The sequence below is a fragment of the Candidatus Eisenbacteria bacterium genome, assembly GCA_016867715.1.
Taxonomy (GTDB): Bacteria; Orphanbacterota; Orphanbacteria; order Orphanbacterales; family Orphanbacteraceae; genus VGIW01.
On sequence record VGIW01000027.1, the window covers coordinates 1 to 17,226 of the forward strand.

15 protein-coding genes are annotated in these 17,226 nt (G+C 64.4%); 7 read left to right on the forward strand and 8 right to left on the reverse strand.

All coding sequences use genetic code 11. The features are described from left to right. The first annotated feature begins 776 nt into the window (after nt 1–776). The 3 genes from FJY73_06745 to FJY73_06755 all read left to right on the forward strand — a co-directional run bounded on the left by FJY73_06745 (nt 777) and on the right by FJY73_06755 (nt 3,700). Nucleotides 777–914, forward strand: coding sequence for a hypothetical protein (locus FJY73_06745; protein ID MBM3320357.1), 138 nt, complete (start codon nt 777–779; stop codon nt 912–914). A 25-nt stretch (nt 915–939) separates the two neighbouring features. Beyond that, nucleotides 940–1,488 (forward strand): hypothetical protein, encoded by a 549-nt coding sequence (locus FJY73_06750; GenBank protein MBM3320358.1) that lies wholly within the window; start codon nt 940–942, stop codon nt 1,486–1,488. A gap of 247 nt (nt 1,489–1,735) precedes the next feature. Next, on the forward strand, nt 1,736–3,700 hold the full coding sequence (locus FJY73_06755) for a TlpA family protein disulfide reductase (GenBank protein MBM3320359.1): 1,965 nt from the start codon (nt 1,736–1,738) through the stop codon (nt 3,698–3,700). 246 nt (nt 3,701–3,946) lie between these two features. Here FJY73_06755 and FJY73_06760 read toward each other — a convergent pair whose 3' ends face one another. The 3 genes from FJY73_06760 to FJY73_06770 all read right to left on the reverse strand — a co-directional run bounded on the left by FJY73_06760 (nt 3,947) and on the right by FJY73_06770 (nt 6,566). Continuing rightward, nucleotides 3,947–5,056, reverse strand: a complete 1,110-nt coding sequence (locus FJY73_06760; protein MBM3320360.1) for a PD40 domain-containing protein — start codon at nt 5,054–5,056, stop codon at nt 3,947–3,949. A gap of 13 nt (nt 5,057–5,069) precedes the next feature. Further along, a complete protein-coding gene (locus FJY73_06765) occupies nt 5,070–5,393 on the reverse strand; it encodes a hypothetical protein (GenBank protein ID MBM3320361.1) in 324 nt (107 codons plus the stop codon). Between the two features lie 90 nt (nt 5,394–5,483). Then, complete coding sequence (locus FJY73_06770; protein ID MBM3320362.1) at nt 5,484–6,566, reverse strand: aminomethyltransferase family protein; 1,083 nt, start codon at nt 6,564–6,566, stop codon at nt 5,484–5,486. Between the two features lie 177 nt (nt 6,567–6,743). Between FJY73_06770 and FJY73_06775 the strand changes: the two genes are divergently transcribed. Continuing rightward, complete coding sequence (locus FJY73_06775; GenBank protein MBM3320363.1) at nt 6,744–7,643, forward strand: proline dehydrogenase family protein; 900 nt, start codon at nt 6,744–6,746, stop codon at nt 7,641–7,643. A gap of 84 nt (nt 7,644–7,727) precedes the next feature. Here the strand turns inward: FJY73_06775 and FJY73_06780 are convergent, their stop codons facing one another. From FJY73_06780 to sppA, 5 genes are all read right to left on the reverse strand, one after another. Then, on the reverse strand, nt 7,728–8,408 hold the full coding sequence (locus FJY73_06780) for an HAD family hydrolase (protein ID MBM3320364.1): 681 nt from the start codon (nt 8,406–8,408) through the stop codon (nt 7,728–7,730). Nucleotides 8,409–8,640: 232 nt separating this feature from the next. Then, nucleotides 8,641–9,912 (reverse strand): right-handed parallel beta-helix repeat-containing protein, encoded by a 1,272-nt coding sequence (locus tag FJY73_06785; protein MBM3320365.1) that lies wholly within the window; start codon nt 9,910–9,912, stop codon nt 8,641–8,643. Nucleotides 9,913–10,106: 194 nt separating this feature from the next. Beyond that, nucleotides 10,107–10,442, reverse strand: a complete 336-nt coding sequence (locus FJY73_06790) for an STAS domain-containing protein (protein ID MBM3320366.1) — start codon at nt 10,440–10,442, stop codon at nt 10,107–10,109. Between the two features lie 161 nt (nt 10,443–10,603). Continuing rightward, entirely contained in the window at nt 10,604–11,413 is an 810-nt protein-coding gene (locus FJY73_06795; GenBank protein ID MBM3320367.1) for a kinase/pyrophosphorylase, read from the reverse strand. Between the two features lie 40 nt (nt 11,414–11,453). After that, on the reverse strand, nt 11,454–13,208 hold the full coding sequence (gene sppA / locus FJY73_06800) for a signal peptide peptidase SppA (protein ID MBM3320368.1): 1,755 nt from the start codon (nt 13,206–13,208) through the stop codon (nt 11,454–11,456). A gap of 564 nt (nt 13,209–13,772) precedes the next feature. Here sppA and FJY73_06805 point away from each other — a divergent pair. The 3 genes from FJY73_06805 to cpaB all read left to right on the forward strand — a co-directional run bounded on the left by FJY73_06805 (nt 13,773) and on the right by cpaB (nt 17,221). Further along, nucleotides 13,773–15,551 carry a redoxin family protein gene (locus FJY73_06805; protein ID MBM3320369.1) on the forward strand — a complete coding sequence of 593 codons (1,779 nt, stop codon included), beginning with the start codon at nt 13,773–13,775 and terminating at the stop codon, nt 15,549–15,551. A gap of 191 nt (nt 15,552–15,742) precedes the next feature. Next, a complete protein-coding gene (locus FJY73_06810; protein MBM3320370.1) occupies nt 15,743–16,276 on the forward strand; it encodes a prepilin peptidase in 534 nt (177 codons plus the stop codon). A 57-nt stretch (nt 16,277–16,333) separates the two neighbouring features. Next, nucleotides 16,334–17,221 carry a Flp pilus assembly protein CpaB gene (gene cpaB / locus FJY73_06815; protein ID MBM3320371.1) on the forward strand — a complete coding sequence of 296 codons (888 nt, stop codon included), beginning with the start codon at nt 16,334–16,336 and terminating at the stop codon, nt 17,219–17,221. Nucleotides 17,222–17,226: the final 5 nt, after the last annotated feature.

A 17,226-nucleotide genomic window follows, 5' to 3' on the forward strand; every position in this document is an offset into this window, starting at 1 on the left:
TTATATCACGACGAAGATCGCCCCGTCAAGCGAAACCGCATGTCCTCGATGGCGCTTCCCGTCCCCTCCACAAGCATCGGCTCCTCGTTCTCCGCCTTCAGGTTCGGGTGCCGTCCACGCCGTGGGCAGGAGACGGCCACGGCGTGGGCGCTGACGCCGGCCTCCCTTGCTGTCTCCGTCTCAACCGAACGAGACGGCGTCTCATTGAGACGAGACAAATGGCGAACGGATTTTCGCTCAAGGAATTAGGCCCCACCGCCCGGTGAAGTGTCTCAATCGAGCGCTCCCGGCAAGAGGGATCTTCTGCGTCCCGGGGAGGGGATCGGACCGGGCTTCGTACCTCAGACCCCATTGAATTTGTGTGAGTTCCTGCACATTCGATCGGTTCCCTCCGATGCCGCTCGATTTTGGCACGTTTGGTGCGAGAGGCCGCTGCAGGAACATCCTAGCAGAGGAGAACGGCCGGTCCCACGAATCGCGGGGACCAAGGCCGCCTTCCGGTAGGGTCTCGGAGCGATCGGGTGTCGTGAGCCCCCCTCCGGAAAGCGAGCCGAGGAGGTCGAGCGTATGACGGTTCGAGCGGTCCATCTCGCGACGGTTCTCGTTTTTCTTCTCGTTCATCTCCTAGCGGCTTTGTGGTTCGCCGGCTTTGGGCCGGAAAGGGGGTAGGTCAATGATTCGGGTGCTCTTTTCGCTATGCTCCTCTCGTTCTGTTTCGGTTGGGAGAGAAGGTCGTCGGTCCGATCACGGACAATGACTTCTCTCCGAACGAGGGAATGAAGTTCAATGTTCCCACCGTCACAATGACGTGGGGCGAGATCAAGTCGCTGTGGCAGGAAGGTCAAAACGGATGCGGCAACGGGGGGAACACGACCCCGCCGAGCAGCGGTGGAAGCAACCCGCCCAATCCGTAGGAGGGGAATCATGAGGATCGCGTTCTTGGTCTCGATGCTCGTTGCTTCGTGGGCGGGAGCGGTGGAGGTGGAGTGGGATTCGTTGGCGATTCGAACGCTACGGATGATGATAGGAGGAGCGTGTATGGTTGAGGTCGGTTCCGAATCGACCCAAGTCCGCGCCGACTCAGTCGAAAGAAATTGGGTGCCGTCATCCTGGATGTTCCGGGGAACCATCCGGACGAAACCGGATGAGCCTCCTGTTCAGCATGTTCATGTCCACGATCTCAACGGGGAATGTCTTACGAAGAGCTTCTACCCGATGATCGATTCCGGAGCAATCGAGGGAGGGTGGCGGCGTCAGCGAGTGTGGTTTGATATCAGCGAGAAGCTGCTGGCAGACCGGGATCGCCTGGAGTTCCTCGTATCGATCTACGACGAGAACAAGCAGTGGGTCCACACGTTCCCGACGGTTGTGCTCGAACGGATCGCAGGCGGTGGGGATTCGTTTCGATGCAGACAGGACGAGTTCGTTTTGAGTCCCGACCGTTTGAAGCCCCCGGTCTTCTACGAACCGTTCCCGGTGAAGCCATGAGAGCGCTGTGTTTGATCCTGTGCTTTCCCGCAGCCGTTCTTGGTTCCCTGACGATGTACGATCAGACGGGGAGCATCGCGGTCTTCGTCTTCGGTGCCCGGCCACAGGGTTCCCGAATTCGGCAGTCCGACGCCGAAACGCAGGGGAATCGGCTCGGTCGGGTGGAATGGAAGTCGTGAGTGATTTGTCATTGAAGTATTCCCCCCGTCTCGCTATCCTGCGCGCAGATCTTTTCGTGGAGGTAGTCATGTGGCTTCGAATCCTTGCCCTCGCGGTCGTCATGTCGACAGGGTGTTCACAGTCCCCGGAGCTGCCCGTCTTTTCCTATAAGCCGGTCGCGCCGGAAGCCGACAAGCCGCTCACGATCCACTACCGTCCGTTGATCAGCGGCTCGGCGCTCGCGCGCTCCGACTCGGTGCGGCTCCGAATCACGCTCGTGGGGCCGCGAGGCGAGCTCTACGCCGACGCTCTGCCCATGGAGCGGGCGCGGGACGGTTGGCGTCTTCGCTTCAAACCGGGCGACTACCTCGCACCGGCCCCGGTGGTCATGGTCTGCGCGTTCGAGGATTCCGAAGACCCCGAGAACTGCGACGGCAATCAAGGCCGTCCCTGGATCTTGCTGTTCCACGACGACGGGGAGCTCGCTCGGGGAGCCGCGTACCAAACCTACCGGCTCTGCAAGTCACACGTGTGGCTCCCGGCGGATCTGGGAATCCCGGATCATGAGAGGGGACGAGACGGGATCGAGTACGAGCTCCGGGCTCATCCGGATTTCGTTCCGGCGAGGCTCGAGCATTGGTCGATCGCGCTTGCGGAAGACAAGGAGGATTCTCTCGCGCTCGATTCGCTTCGACACGCGATCCGGACCGCACTCGATTCGATCCTCGAGGCGAACCTGCGCGCGCTCGATCCGGATACGATGATCGCTCGCGCCTTCGAGCTCTACGAGGTCCTCGGCGAGTCGAGCCGGGCGGAGTCCTTGCTGGCCGTCGTGCGCGACCGGTTTCCGCAGAGCCGCTTGGCTCTTCGATGCGAGTACGAATGGGCGTTCGCCCCGTGGGAACCCGAGCCGGTGATCGAGCGTTTCCAGAGGCTCCTGGAGGCGTATCCCGACTCGCCCGAAGCGAAGAGAGGACGCGGCTTTCTTTTCGCGATCTACAACAACGTGTTGCAAATGCCCGAGCAAGCCGCCGAGATTGCGGCAAGCGGAAAGCCGATGGACCTCGGCTTTCTCCGTCTGTATGCGGAGGATCTCGCCGAGTCGGGAGAGCTCGAAGAGGCGGAGCTTGTCGCCCGTCGGTGCGTGCGGGAAGCGGAGAGCGAAACCTGGTCGGCGGGGAGCGGCCTCACACCGGCGGAGTGGACGAGGAGACAGGACCAAGAACTGCGAGACCACATCGTCCTTCTCGCCTCGATCCTCGGAGAGAAGAGAGAGTACGAGGAAGCGGTCGCGCTTCTCGAGGAGGTCGCACATACGAATCCTCGTGCCGCGGGGTCCGGCGCGCTCGAAGAGCTCGCTGAGTACCAGGCTTTCCTCGGGAGGAGGGAAGATGCGCTTCGCACGTACGACCTCCTCGGAGAGACGTTCCGTCCGTCGGACGAAGTCATTGAGGCCTGGCGGTCGTCGTACGTGGATGCGCGCGGGGAGGAATCCGGGTTCGATGAGCATCACGCGACCCTCGATGCGAAGCGACGGGCGAACGCGCACCAACGTCTCGAGAGGCGCGTTCTCGATTGGCCTGCTCCCGAAGTGGTCCTCACCGACCTCGATGGGAATCGGCGTCCGCTTTCCGAGTTCCGCGGCAAGGTCGTGTTCATCGATTTCTGGGCCACATGGTGCGGTCCCTGCCTCTCCTCGATGTCGAAGTTCGAGGAGGCGTACCGCACTCTCGGAACGGGTCCGGATGTCGTCTTCATCGCATTGAACACGTGGGAAAAAGGAAACCTCGAAGAGAGACGGCGAAAGATCGAGGAGAAGTGGACGGAGATCGGTCTTTCTCTTCCTGTTCTCCTCGACATGGGATCGGAAGGCGAGGAGCCTTATCCGGCCGCGGACCTCTTCCGTGTGCGAGGGATTCCCACCTCGTTCCTCTTGGACCGAGACGGGCGGATCCTGTTCCGAGCCGGCGGTCTCTTCTCTGAGAACGACGTTGAAAACCTCCGCCTGAAGATCGACTTCGCTCGAAACCGCCGGGGCGCCGAGGCCTCTTGAGCCTTCGGTTCGGGATTCTAGTTCTCAGTCAGGGTGTCCGGGTCGGATCCCGGGGCGACAACGAAGAGTCGCTTTCTCGTTTCTCGGCGCACTTCGCGATCACTTTTTCGAATGGACGATTCAAAGCCGGCGCGAAGTTTTACCTTGGCTCTTTCGTCGAGTCGTTTTGAAATCGCAGGAACCCACCCGCACACAAGGTCTTCTTCGTCGGAGGGGGACTCGCAGCGAGCTCGATCTCCGCCTTCCCTACCAATAGGGCCTGAACTCCGCGACGAAGACGTGCGTGTCCCCGCTCTCCGGGGCGGCCCGGTTCGAGCAGAAGAGCAGGAATCGCCCGTCGTGCGAGAAGTGGGGAAACCCGTCGAAGCCGGGGGAATGCGTGACGCGCACGAGCTCGGTCCCGTCCGACTTCATCATGTACAGCTCGAAGTTTCTCGGGTCGTCCATGTTGGACGAAAAGACGATTCGCTCTCCGCTCGGATGAAAGCACGGCGCGAAATTGACGGCGCCGTTGTTCGTGATCTGACGGTGGTTCGTTCCGTCGGCATCGCACACGTAGATCTCGAGGTTCTTGTAGTTGTCGGTGCGCGAGGCTCGGTAAACGATCCGGGTTTCGTCCGGGGAGAAGAACGCGCCGCCGTCGTAACCTTTCGCGTTCGTGATGCGGACGGGGACGCGCTCCTCTATGTCCATCTTGTAGATCTCGAGATCCCCGTCTCGCGCCGAAGTCCAGAGGATTGTCTTGCCGCTCGGCGAGACGGTGCACTCGGCGTCGTAGCCTGGAGTATCCGTGAGCTGCTCGATGGTTTCTCCCCGGAAGTTCGCGAGGAAGAGATCGAACGCCTCGTCGAAATCCCACTCGTACTCGCTCTCCGCCGGCTTCGCGGGAATCTCCTCGCGAAGATGCGTGGACGCGTAGACGAACCTCTGCCCGTTCGGGAAGAAAGAAGAGCAAGTCGCTCGTCCCTTCCCCGTGCTCACCATGTATCTGTTCTCGCCGTCTCGGTCCATGACGTAGATCTGGTCGTGCTGCTCGCCGGGCATCGTCGCCTGGAAGATGATCCGCCCTCCCCGCGGGCCGAAGTTGGCCTCTCCGTTGTCCCCTTCGGACGCGAGCCGCTCGAGGCTCGCGAACATTTTTTCCTTCTCGCCGATCAGCTCGGGGGCGAGAGGTCCTCTCTTGCCCGCGGGAGTCATAATGTCGCGAAGGTTGAAGTCGGCAGGGAGCTTTACTTCCGATTGAGTCTCCTTCTTCTCCGTCGCCTCTTGCGCGAGAACAAGCCCCGGAAAGACCAGCGCGGCGAAAACCGCGAGCGAAACGAGTCTCCATCGCGTCGGATGCGTCATGTGCTTCATGTTCGTTCCTTTTCTACTTCAGGTGAAGGCGAATGCCGTCCTCGAGGGCGGCGAGTTTCTTTCGCGTCTCGGCGAGGAGCGGTTCGATCGAGGCCCCGTTTTCCGCGTCGCGGAGAACGCCTTCCAGGATCTCAACGTAGCTGTCCAGATAGAGGTGATACTGGGGCTCGTCCGGAAACTCGGATCGCCGTCTCTCGGCATGGACGATCGCGGAGCGAAGCGCCGCGAAGAGCGTCTCCCGGTCGTTCGCGGGATCGGCCCCCCTTGCGTAGACGTGAGCGGCGTTGAAGAACTCGGACCGGAGAATCTCGAAGACCCAATTGAAACGGTTTTTCATGCGTCCATGCTCCGCCGGGGTTTTGTAAAGGATAGCAATCCTCTCGCTCGCGGGCAAGGCCGGCGTATCAAGAACGTCTTTCGGAGTCTCTTACCGGAACGGAAGTTCCGCGAGCCGCGCGGCGAGAACGCGGTCCCCGGCGCGCGCGAAGAGCGGGGGTCTATTCTCGACGATCGTCGTGCGGATCACCGCGAAGGCGATCACCCCTCCGGGATGGATTGATCGGACCGCGGAAGTGATCCGGCCGACCTCCGCGCCGTCCGCGAGCACGGCCGATCCGCGATCGGGCGGGCGGTCTCCTTCAATCGCGAGGCCGACCAGGCTCTTCGGAGGCTTTCCGCGATGATGTGTCTTCGCGAGAATCTCTTGTCCCGGAAAGCATCCTTTGCCGAAGGAGACGACCGACTCGAGTCCCGCTTCGAGCGGCCCGAGGTCGGGGCCGATGTCCGCGCCGAAGAGCGGGGTGCCGGCCTCCATACGGAGGATTTCGAACGCTTCATCGCCTACGGGACGCGGCTTCGGCGCCTCGTGGAGGAGAAGAAGCCTCCACGCGTCGACGAGACGCTCTCTCTGAACAAGAAGATCGAAGCCGTCCTCTCCGGTGGGGCACTCTCTCACCGCGTGGACGGGCCCCGGTATCCCGGGAAGCGACAAGGGACGATGATGCCCCGGCGGCAAGTGCGGGAGGGGCGATCCCGAGAGAGACGCGAGGAGCCTCCCGCTTTCCGGTCCCGCGACGTGAACCGCGCCCCACTCGGCGCTCGTATCCTCAATCTCCGCCTCTTCGAGAATCAGGTACGGGTCGAGGCCGCGGCTCAGAGTCACCGCGTCTTCCCGATCGAGGAGCGCGAGGAACGACTCGGCGAAGGCGAGAAGGCGGAAGAGCGCGATGAACTTTCCGTTCGGCGCGAGAAGCGCGTTCCATCTCCCGGCTCCGGGCGCGAGATCCTTCACGTCGTTCGCGAGCATGTGCTCGAGAAAGGCCGCGCGATCCGCTCCCCGGATTCGCACGGCCCCGAGAGAGGATCGGTCGATGAGGCCGACCGAGCGGCGCACGGCGTCGTATTCCCATGCCGGATCGCCGAAGTGCGCCGCGAGCGGACGGCCGCGCCGCTCGTCCGTGTGCGCGCCGATCGTTTCGAGAAACGCGAAGAGACGCGAATCGGTTCCCATCCGCTTCCTCCGTCTCCTATCGTAATACGGGCGCTCGCGCGCGAGGACGCTTTTTGCGGTTGTGCGGGCGGCCGCAGAAGGTCTACACTCCCTCCGGGCGAGGGACCGCTGTCCGATTCGGGCGGCGGCGTTTTTCGGCTCATCCGCCGCCCGCGCGGCGAGAGGAGGTGATCGGCCATCGGCCTCCTGGATCGCGCTGTCGTTGCTTTTCTCCCGCTCGTTCCCAAACCGATCGTCGGGAAGTTCTCTTCCCGTTATATCGCCGGCGCCGATCTCGCGGACGCGATCCGTGAGATCCGCGCGCTGAACGATCGAGGAATCCTCGCGACCGTCGACATCCTCGGCGAGAACGTCACGGAAATCGCCCAGGCCGAACGGTCGGCCCGGGAGTACATCGAGGTGCTCGATGCGATCCGCTCGAACGGGCTCGATTCGAACGTGTCGATCAAGCTGACGATGCTCGGGCTTCTGATCGACGAGGAATTCTGCTTTCAGCGGATGCGCGAGATCGTCGGCGAGGCGAAGAAGCGGGGGAACTTCATCCGAATCGACATCGAGGACTCGAGCGTCACCGACAAGACCTTCCGGATCTACCGCAGACTGCGCGAGGAGTTCGACAACGTCGGGGCCGCGATCCAGGCGTACATGCGGCGCACGCAGGACGACGTCGGCGACTTCCTCGCGATGAACGCGAACCTCCGCCTCTGCAAGGGGATCTACGTCGAGCCGCGCCGGATCGCGTGGAAGGGACACCACACGATCAACGCGAACTTCACGCTCGCCCTCCGGAGGCTTCTCGAGGGGGGCTGCTACGTCGGCATCGCGACGCACGACGAGCATCTGATCTGGGAAGCGGAGCGGATCGTGAGGGAAACCGGGCTCGATCGGACGAAGTACGAGTTCCAGATGCTTCTCGGGGTGGACGAGGAGCTCCGAGACGTGATCCACGCCGCAGGCCATCGCCTGCGGATCTACGTCCCCTTCGGGAGGCACTGGTACGCCTACAGCATGAGGCGTCTCCGCGAGAACCCGAAGATCGCCGGCTACGCGGCGAAAGCCGCTTTAAGAATCAAGTAACTTCCGCCGGGGCGCGTCCGCTTCTCCGGCGCAACGGTCCGGTGCGCGGAAATCCGTGGGCCGGACGAGCGCCCGAGAAACCCGCTATCGAATCGCCGCGAGAAAGCGGTCGATGTCCGTGAGGTCGTCGAAGAGGAAGTCGGGGTCCATCGCGCGAAGGGTCTCGGCAGGCGTCGATCCGCTCGCGACGGCGATGACGCGGGCCCCAGCCTCGCGCGCGCAGCGGATGTCGTGGACCGTGTCGCCGATGAGAAGGACGCCCCCCTCCGGAACCGATCCGCCGGCGAGGGCCCGCCCTCTCTCGATCCCGATCCGCGTGAGCGCGGACCGGTCGATCGAGTCGGAGCCCCATCCTCCGAATCGGAAGTAGCCGTCGAGGCCGCCGTGCGCGAGCTTCATCCTCCCCGTCGTCTCGAAGTTCCCCGTGGCGAGCCCGAGGAGAAGATCCTTCTCCCGTGCGAGACGATCGAGGAGCGCCTTCACTCCGGGAAGGACGCGGAAGCCCTCGGAGCGCGCGAGCTCATCCTTGAGGTAGAAAGCATAACGGTCGCGGATCGCGTCCGCATCCTCTTCTTCGAGCGCGCGGCCGAGCGTGCGCTCTCCCATCCGCCGAATGATGTCGTAGTCGGTGAGGCCGTCCGGATGGATCCCCTTCATCGCCTCGGGCACGCCGAGCCGCTCGTGGAAGGCGCGGTCGAGCGCGCGCGCGCCCGCCCCCCCGGAAAGAAGAAGCGTTCCGTCGATGTCGAATACGAGAATCCGCAAGATGCGCATCCTTGGGTCGCGAACGTCGATCGAAGCTCCACATTCCCCGATCGGTGCGTATTCCGCGAATCGATCATCGCGGGAGCGCGTCCGCCGACGCTCCGATGCTAAACGCACGCCGCGGAGAGATCAAGAAGCCGAGCGGAAATCGTCCCCTCCGAGGGATCCGGATTGGATCTGCAATGTAGGTTCGACCAGAGGCGTGGGAGCTGCGGACAGAAGGAGTCGCCCTCTATTGCCACAGCCTCTTGACGGCGCCCCACGTCGCCCGCTCGACCGACGTAGGCCCCGCGCACCCCTCGCCGAACGCACCGATCAACCCGCAGTCGGATCCGTCTGGGTGCTGTCCCGGCAGACACGGCGAGTCGGCGCGAAGGGTGAAGTCGCCGACGTCCGCGTCGCAGAAGAGAGGGTCGGCGGAAAAGTTGCCGTTGATTCCATACTGGTCGGCGATGCAGGGAACCCAATCCCCGCCGCTGTTGCCGTAGATGTCGCAACAGCTCAAAGAGACGGGACAACCGAGGCAAGCCATCGACTTGGACAGATTGTCCGCGACGAGGACGTCTTCGAGCCAAGAATAGCCGCCGAAGCTCAAGACCCCCGCGTACCAGGCCGTGGAGTTCCTTGTGAAGGTGCACGATCGGATCCGGCATCTCCCTTCGGAGTAGAGAGCCCCCCCATCTCCCCCGTGATTGTCCCAAAAGACTGAATTGCTCACTTCGACCAGCCCGTATGCTTGCCACAGGGCCGAGCCCAAGGCCTCGGCTGTGTTCTGAACGAACTGGCAGCTGTCCACGAGGATCTTGTGGTCCGGCCAAAGATAGAAGGCGAGTGCTCCCCCGAAGAGGCAGTCGTTTCTCGTGAAAGTGCATCGCTTGAAGATGCCCGATGCGTTTTCGACGCCCACCGCACTCCCCGAGGTCTCCTCGAATACACAGTCCACGACGGATAGTGAGACTCCGCTCGCGAGTACAGCGCCTGGCCCGGCTGCATCTGCCACGCTGTTGCGTACGAACTTCGTTCCTTCGATCGATGCCTCGAGAGGAACCGAGGAATGATACGCGATAGCGCCTCCACCCTGCCATCCATATGCCCCATTCCACAGAAACGCACAGTTCTTGACACGAGGAATTGCATGGATGCAGAGAAGCCCGCCCCCCGTCGCGGCGTGACCTCCTCTTATCGTCAGACCCTCGATAGATGTCATGCCGTCGACGCTATCGGCCCGGAGCACCGATCCCATCTCTTGCCCATCCACCGTGACGCACTGTGGAGACCCCGTCTCGCTCCTTACGCAGATTTCCGAAATCAGAGAAATCCCGTGCTCGTAGTATGTGCCGCAGGCGAGAAGCAGCGTGTCCCCCGCGGTCGCCGAATCCATTCCCGCCTGAATCGTCGGCGCGTCGCCCGAGCCGTCCGGCAGGATGTACCAGGTACGTGCGGTTGCGAGATTCGAGACGCAGGCGGAGAGGATCGCGATGAGGAAAGCGGTCGCGAGACGCACGTCGAACCTCCAGGGGCCGAAGGCAAGGCGCGGATGCAGCCCGTCTTTCCGCCGGAAATCCTATCACATCGCGATAGCCGAGGTCCACAGCAAACGCCGGAGCCATCCGACTCGACGCGCGTCGTTCCCCGGGCGAGAAAAAACCGGCGTTCTTCCGTCGAATCGAGGCGGAGCGGAGCCCATTCGCTTCGCCTCTACAAGTCCGCGATCGCCTCTCCGACGGATGCGTGGGTCTTCATGAGGCGGCCGATGCCGACGACCCCCAGAACCTCGCGGATGTTCTCCGAGACGCATGCGAACCGAAGGGAAGTGCCGGCGTTGCTCGCGGCGGAGAGAACGGCCGCGATCACGCCGATCCCCGAGCTGTTGATCTTGTCGATTCCGCTGAGGTTGACGACAATCCTCTCCGAGCCCTCGGCGATCTTGCCGCGCACCGCCTCCAGAAACTCGTAGCTGTCGGCGTGGCCTGTGAGGAAACCCGAGAGCTCGAAGATCCACACACCGTTCTCTTCCCTGACGACGAAGGGCACGCTCATCTCCTTTCCGAATCGGGGCCGCGCGGCAACGATTCCTCTTCGGGGATCGTACCACAGCGTCCATTCGTCCGAAGGGCGCTCTTTGCGCGGCCGAGGAAGCACCTGACGTGCTTCTGTCGGATTGAGCGCGGTCCGAAGCTGCGCGGATCGGCGCTCTACAACACGTTCCGCACGATCCACTCGGAGGTCTCCTCGATGGATCGGTTGGTGACGTCGATCGTTCGGAGGCCGGGGATCTTCTTGTAGAGAGCCTCGCAGTACTCGATCTCTTCGAAGACGTTCGAACGTCCCTGGTATCCGCGAAGGGCCGCGATGGGAAGCTTGTCGACGCGCTGCGCGCGAAGCTCGAGAAGACGATCGAGATTCATGCGGAACCCGACCTTCGGGATCGGCAGGTCGTAGACCGAATCGGGGAGCGCGATGCCGTTCACGATCGGCATGTTCGCCACCTTCAGCTTTCGGCAGGAGAGAAAGATGCTCGTCGGCGTCTTCCCGGTCCTGGACGCGCCGAGGATGAGAAGGTCCGCCTCGTCGAGCGTGTCGAGCCCTTGCCCGTCGTCGTGCCGAAGCGTGTAGTGGATCGCCTCGGTGACCTTGTACATCTCTTCGCTTTCGTGGCGGAGCGCGCCGGGCTTCATGCTCGGAGCGTGGCGGAGCTTGTCGCGAAAGATATCGAGCAGCGGTCCGATCACGTCGATCGCGGGGATCCCCTTCTCGGCGCTTCGCGCGCGAAGAACGGAGGCGAGGTCCGGGGTCACGAGCGTGAAGACCACGATGCACTCGCCCGCGGGGGCGCTCGCGATGATCTCCTCGATCTGCTCCTCCGTCCGAACGAACGGAAATCGCCGCACGACCGCCGGCGCGCGCCCGAACTGCACGAGCGCCGAGCGCGCGACCGCTTCGGCGGTCGTCCCCGTGGCGTCCGAAACGACATAGATGTCGAGCGGCGCTCTTTTTTCGGGCATCGGCTCTTCTCGCGCGTCCTCCCGCCGAAGGCCGGCGTGTCTACTCCCGAATTCGAAACGGAAGGTACGCCCAGAAGATCCCGTGCTCTTCCGCGTACGGCAGAAGATCGGTCGCGTCGATTTCGTAACGCGCGAGGAACCTTCTTACCTCGGCCCCGACGGATGCTCGAATCCCGAAATCCGCCTCGCGGATCTTCTCGAGGATCGACTGTTCCTTCGGAAAGACGCGGATCTTGATCTCTTCCTCCGCGGGGATGCCCGCGAGCGACTTGGCCGCGTCGATCGCGTCGAGAACGCCGCCGAGCCGATCGATCAGCTTGACGCGCGCCGCGTCCTCCCCGCTCCACACACGGCCGCTCGCGACCTTCTCAACCTCCTCGATCGGCAATCCGCGTCCCGCGGCGACCTTCGCGAGGAAGAGATCGTAGATGTGGTCGATGCCCGCCTTCATCATGTTCCGATGCTCCTCGCTCCACGGTCTCGGGCTCGCGAAGATGTCCGCGTTCCGTCCGCGCTGCAGTTCCTCGCGGCCGATCCCGATCTTATCGAAGAAACGGTGAAACACGGGGCGAAGCGCGAAGACGCCGATCGATCCGGTGACCGTGGTTGCGTCGGCGAAGACGAGGTTCGCCCCTGAGGAAACCCAGTATCCTCCGGAGGCCGCGACATCGCCCATCGACACGACCACCGGCTTCTCCGTTTTGGCGGCTTCGAGCGCGGCGAGAATGTCGTCGGAAGCGGTGGCCGATCCGCCCGGGCTCGAGACCCGGACAACGATCGCCTCGACCTCGTCGTCCTCGGCCGCTTCCTCGATCGCATCGGCGATCACGCCGGACGCGGCGACTTCCGGGCCGGCGAGCCCGTCGCGTTTCTCGCCGGGGACGATGTCGCCGACGACGTAGACGAGCGCGAGGGCGCGCTTGGCCTCCTTCTCGGAGAGAACGCCGGAATCCCGATAGTCCTCCATCGCGAGAAGGCGGGAACCGTCGTCCTTCTCCAAGCCGAGCGTCTCGTCGAAATCGTCGCGAAAACAGATCGTGTCGATAAGACCGGCCTCGAGAGCTATTTCCGGAACGAGATACGGTCCGCCATCGACCGCCCGCCGCGCTTCCTCGAGCGACATCGACCGTCCGTCCGCGATCGCCTCGAGCATCGCATCGAAACGATTGTCCAGGATCGCCTCGATCTGCTCGCGGAACGGCTCGGACATCGAGTCCCTCGTGAAGATCTCCGGAGCCGATTTGTAGTCGCCCACGTGGACCTCCTCGAACGAGATGTCCGCCTTCGCGAATAGGTTCTTGAAGAACAAAACATCGCCGTAGATCCCGTCGACGAGCAAGGCCCCGGTGAGGGGCATCGCGATCCGGTCGGCCGCCGCGGCGACCATGTACGCGAGGTCGGTCGCGTAATCGATATAGACATGAACCGGTTTCCCCGACTTCCGGAACTCCAGGATCGCCTCGCGAAGCTCGCCGGCACCCGCCCAGCCGATGCCGCCGAGCATCCCGGCGCGGATGAACACGGCGTCGATTCGCGGGTCTTCAGAGGCCGCGCGGAGGAGCCGCACGGTCTCGAGGAGGCTTGCGGGCGACTTCCCCTGGAGCGATTCGAGGAGCGGGCGCTCGGTTGTTTCTTCGATCGTCTCGCGGAGATCGAGCGCGAGAACCGACCCGCTCTCCACTTTCGGCTTCGACTCGGAGAGAAGCCCGAAGACCGCGAGTCCGGCGAGCGCGGGGAGCAGGAAGAAGAACGAAACGAGCACCACGACGACAACGATAGTCTTCTTTCTGGCCACTGGATCCTCCTTGCGGCGTGTCTTCGCTCGAAAGTACGCCCAGGCGCGGCGGGGGTCAAGAACGGGCGGCGCGGACGGAGGCCGCCGCGCCGCCCGCCCGCGGATGGAGCCGCCCGGGCATTCGAATGTTGAGGGCTGGAGCGGTGCGCTGTCCGGCCGGCTCATCCGCGGGGCCGATGCGCTCCGGAGCGAAGGCGAGGGTGGAGGAGTCGGTTCGCGGGGCGTCGATGGGCCTCGGCGCGGACGGAGGCCGCCGCGCCGCCCGCCCGCGGATGGAGCCGCCCGGGCATTCGAATGTTGAGGGCTGGAGCGGTGCGCTGTCCGGCCGGCTCATCCGCGGGGCCGATGCGCTCCGGAGCGAAGGCGAGGGTGGAGGAGTTGGCTCGCCGGCGTTGAAGGGTTTCGGCGAGGACGGAGGTGTCTCGCGGAGCCTCTGGCCTCGGAACCGACGCCGCGCTAATGTAGTAAGAGAGACGAGCACCCCCTTGCGAACCGTTCCCGACCGGTTCGCCCTCCCTGTTGCGTGTTCTGGGAGCGGAAAGGTCGGGAAGGAGCCGAGCGATCATGCTTCGAACGATCTCATTCTTCGTGCTGTTCTTCTTCGCGGCGGCGCTTCCCGGTCCGGCGGAGGCGGATGATGCGGAACGAATCGCCTTCTACACGGCATGCGCCGAGCCGGACCCGGGCGCCCGCATCGTGAAGATGGCCGCGTACTTGGAGAACCACCCGAGCGCCGAACGGAGCGATCAGGTCCGCACGATGCTCTTCGGTGTCGTGGCGAGCGGCGCGTGGCGCGAAGGGGTCTCGCGCGTTGATCCGTCGCGCGTCGCCTCGATCGTCTCCCGCGAAGGAGACGCATATGTTCGCGCCGAGGATGGCGCGGACCGCATCCTCCTCCTCAGCGAGGCGTACCTCCGCGCCGGCATTCGAACGGCGGAAGCGAGGGATCTCGCCCTTCGCGGCGGCGCGCTCGCGGAGTCGATGGCGCGCCCCGACGAGATGCCGATCGCCTCGTGGGGACGCATGAAGAAGGAGCGGCTCGCCCGGTCGAACTATCTCGCTGCCCTCGCGCTCGCCGCAGAGGGAGATCACGCCGCCGCGGCGCGGTCGTTCCGAAAGGCGGAGAGCGTGTTCAGCGGGGATCCGCGCTTTCGCGAGGAGTATGCGCGCTCGCTCGAAGCGTCGGGCGAGGGGAAGCCGGGCGAGTGGACGCCCGACGAGAGAAGCGCGGCGGCGGAGGCGATCGCCGAGCCGGACCGCGCGGCGAGAATCCGGGAATACGAGGGGTATCTCCGGAGCTTCCCAAGCGGCGCGCGCGCGGTGGAGATCGGGATCCGTCTCGTCGAGGACTACGCGAAGACATCGGGACGAGCGTCGGATGCCGCCGCGGCGGCCGATCGGACGGCGGCCGCGAGGCAGGACGATCCCGAGGTTCTCTCCGCTCTTGCGCTTCTTCTCGCGGACGCGGGGGTCGTTCCCGATCGCGCGGCCGGCTACGGGGAACGCGCCGTCCGGATCCTCGAGGAGATCGTGCGGAACCCGGCGACCGGAGCGGAGGATCTTCCCGGCTTGCACGCGAACCTTCTTCTCGCGCGCGACGCCTACGGGTGGGCTCTCCTGAAGGCAGGGCGGAACCGCGAGGCGCTCGAGCAGCTGAAGGAGGCCGCGAAGAGCGAGTTTCCCGAGGTGCAGCGCCACTACGGGGCCGCGCTTCTCGAATCGGGGAACTCCTTCGACGCGACCGATCCGCTCGTGAACGCCGCCTTCGGGGGCGCCGACGAGGCGTGGGCGGCCCTCGATCAAATCCGCGCCGAAAGCTCGGGCCTCCGCGCGCACGTCGACGATCTTGTCCTTCGCGCGGAGGAGAGCCTTCGCCGACGCAAGCTCGCCGACGAGAAGGTTCGTCCGGCGCCAGACCTCTCCCTCGTCGCCGCGGACGGGAGCGTCGCGAACCTCTCCGAATGGAAGGGGAGGGTCGTCGTCCTCGTCTTCTGGGCGACCTGGTGTGAGCCGTGCACGGACGCGCTCGCGCGCATCGAGAGCGCGAGAAAGCGCTACGGGGGGAAGGATGTCCGCTTCCTCGCCGTCAACACGGACCGGGATATCTGGCTCGTCCGTCCGTTCCTTGACGATCAAAAGATCGAGACGACAACCGTCTTCACCGCGGGAGAGAAGGACTGGGAGGAGAAGGCGAGGGCGTTCGAGATCGGAGCCCTGCCGGCGATTCTCGTCCTCGACCGGAGAGGGAACGTGCGCTACGCGGAGACCGAGTCGGAGACGAGCGGACGGATCCTCGAAAAGGTCCTCTCCTGGCGGATCGACAAGCTCCTCGCGGAGCGGTGATCGGGAGCGCGTTCCGTTTCTCGTTGGAATCGACCGTCTGGGCGGATCCCGGACGGAGCCGTTCAATCAACGCCCCCGGAGGATCGCTACGGACCGCCCGCACGTCGAGGCGGGTCGGTCCTTCTTGGAAGCGCATCCGAGGACCGTTCCTTTCTTGATGGGCGAACTTGTTCGCTCCGGGGGGCGTGCCGATGAGCCCGAAGCCGCTCGCCATCGCCCTCTCGCTCGGTCTCGTTCTCGCGGCCGCCTACTTCGACATCCGCGCGCGAAGGATCCCGAACTCGCTGACGTATCCTTCCGCCCTTCTCGCTCTCGGGCTCGGAGCGGCGGGGGGCGCCCATGCGCTCCTCCTCGCGGCGGGCGGGCTTCTCGTCGGTTTCGGGCTTCTCTTGCCCGCGTATCTCATCAAGGCGATGGGCGCCGGGGACCTCAAGCTGCTGGCGGCGCTCGGCGGCTTTCTCGGCCCGCGCGCGATTCTGGACGTCTTCCTGCACTCGCTCATCGCGGGCGGGCTGATCGCGCTCATGTTCTTGGCGCTTCGGGGCGAACTTCGGAAGGGGATCGTGAGCCTCGCGAGGCTCGTGGCCGGCCTCGCCGGCCGCAGGTTCGGTTTCCCCGCGCGTTCGGATTCCGAGGAGAGCCGGTGGGTTTCCATCGGGAAGATTCCCTACGGGGTCGCGATCGCCATCGGGACGGTATCGGCGCTCATCCCCGCGCTTACGTAGCGGCGGGCGCCGCGGAGTCGAGGGAGTGAGTCAGCCAGAGAACCGAGGAAACGTGGAATGAGAAAGGGAGGCATCGTTCTGATCGTCGTGGCGTTCCTTCTCGCGGGGGGAGCGGCCTATCTCGTGCGCGACTATCTCGAAAGCAGCACGACGCGCGAGGTGCCGGCGTTCGACACGGCGCCGGTCGTCGTCGCGGCGGAGGATCTCTCGTACGGCATCAAGCTCGAGCCGCGCCACCTCAGGGTGGTCGACTATCCGACGGGGAGCCTGCCGTCCGGCGCGTACGGAGAGGCGGACAGCCTCATCGGGCAGGTCACGAAGGTTTTTCTCGTGACCAACGAGCCGATCATCGCCGCGAAGCTCTCGTCGAAGGGAGGCGGGCTTTCGCTCCGGATTCCGGAGAAGCTACGCGCGAGCAGCGTGAAGGTGGACGAGGTCTCCGGCGTGAGCGGCTTCGTTCTTCCGGGGGACCGCGTGGACGTCCTCGTCACGCTCTCGAAGGCGGGGATGACGAGCGATCCGGTGACGCAGATCGTCTTGCAGGACGTCGAGGTCATCGCCTCGGGGACCAAGACCGATACCGAAGGGAACAAGGCGATCAGCACGCAGCAGATCACGCTCCTCACCACGCCGCAGGACGCGGAGAAGCTCGCGCTCGCGCAGCATCAAGGAAAGATCCTCCTCGCGCTCCGGAACCCGGCCGACCGGGACACGCTGACGACCTACGCCGTCAAGATGGAGGACATCATCCGCGGACCGGAGAAGAAGGCGGAAGCCGCTCCGGTTCGCAGGGCTCCCCCGAAGGTCGAATCGCCGCAGGAGCCGGCGCTCCCGCCTCCTGGGAGAACGGTCATTCGAGGCGGAGAGGCGAAGGAAGAGGAGCCGGTGATGTTGCCGGACACGGCGAAGGCCAGGCGCGGAACGCCGAGCACGAGGCGTCGTTAGCTCTC

Coding starts and splice junctions, on each gene's coding strand:
- FJY73_06770 (MBM3320362.1), bottom strand. CDS start 6,566: ATGGGAACCGATTCGCGTCTCTTCGCGTTTCTCGAAACGATCGGCGCG.
- FJY73_06805 (MBM3320369.1), top strand. CDS start 13,773: ATGCTTCGAACGATCTCATTCTTCGTGCTGTTCTTCTTCGCGGCGGCG.
- cpaB (MBM3320371.1), top strand. CDS start 16,334: ATGAGAAAGGGAGGCATCGTTCTGATCGTCGTGGCGTTCCTTCTCGCG.
- FJY73_06765 (MBM3320361.1), bottom strand. CDS start 5,393: ATGAAAAACCGTTTCAATTGGGTCTTCGAGATTCTCCGGTCCGAGTTC.
- FJY73_06795 (MBM3320367.1), bottom strand. CDS start 11,413: ATGCCCGAAAAAAGAGCGCCGCTCGACATCTATGTCGTTTCGGACGCC.
- FJY73_06755 (MBM3320359.1), top strand. CDS start 1,736: ATGTGGCTTCGAATCCTTGCCCTCGCGGTCGTCATGTCGACAGGGTGT.
- FJY73_06745 (MBM3320357.1), top strand. CDS start 777: ATGAAGTTCAATGTTCCCACCGTCACAATGACGTGGGGCGAGATCAAG.
- FJY73_06810 (MBM3320370.1), top strand. CDS start 15,743: ATGAGCCCGAAGCCGCTCGCCATCGCCCTCTCGCTCGGTCTCGTTCTC.
- FJY73_06760 (MBM3320360.1), bottom strand. CDS start 5,056: ATGAAGCACATGACGCATCCGACGCGATGGAGACTCGTTTCGCTCGCG.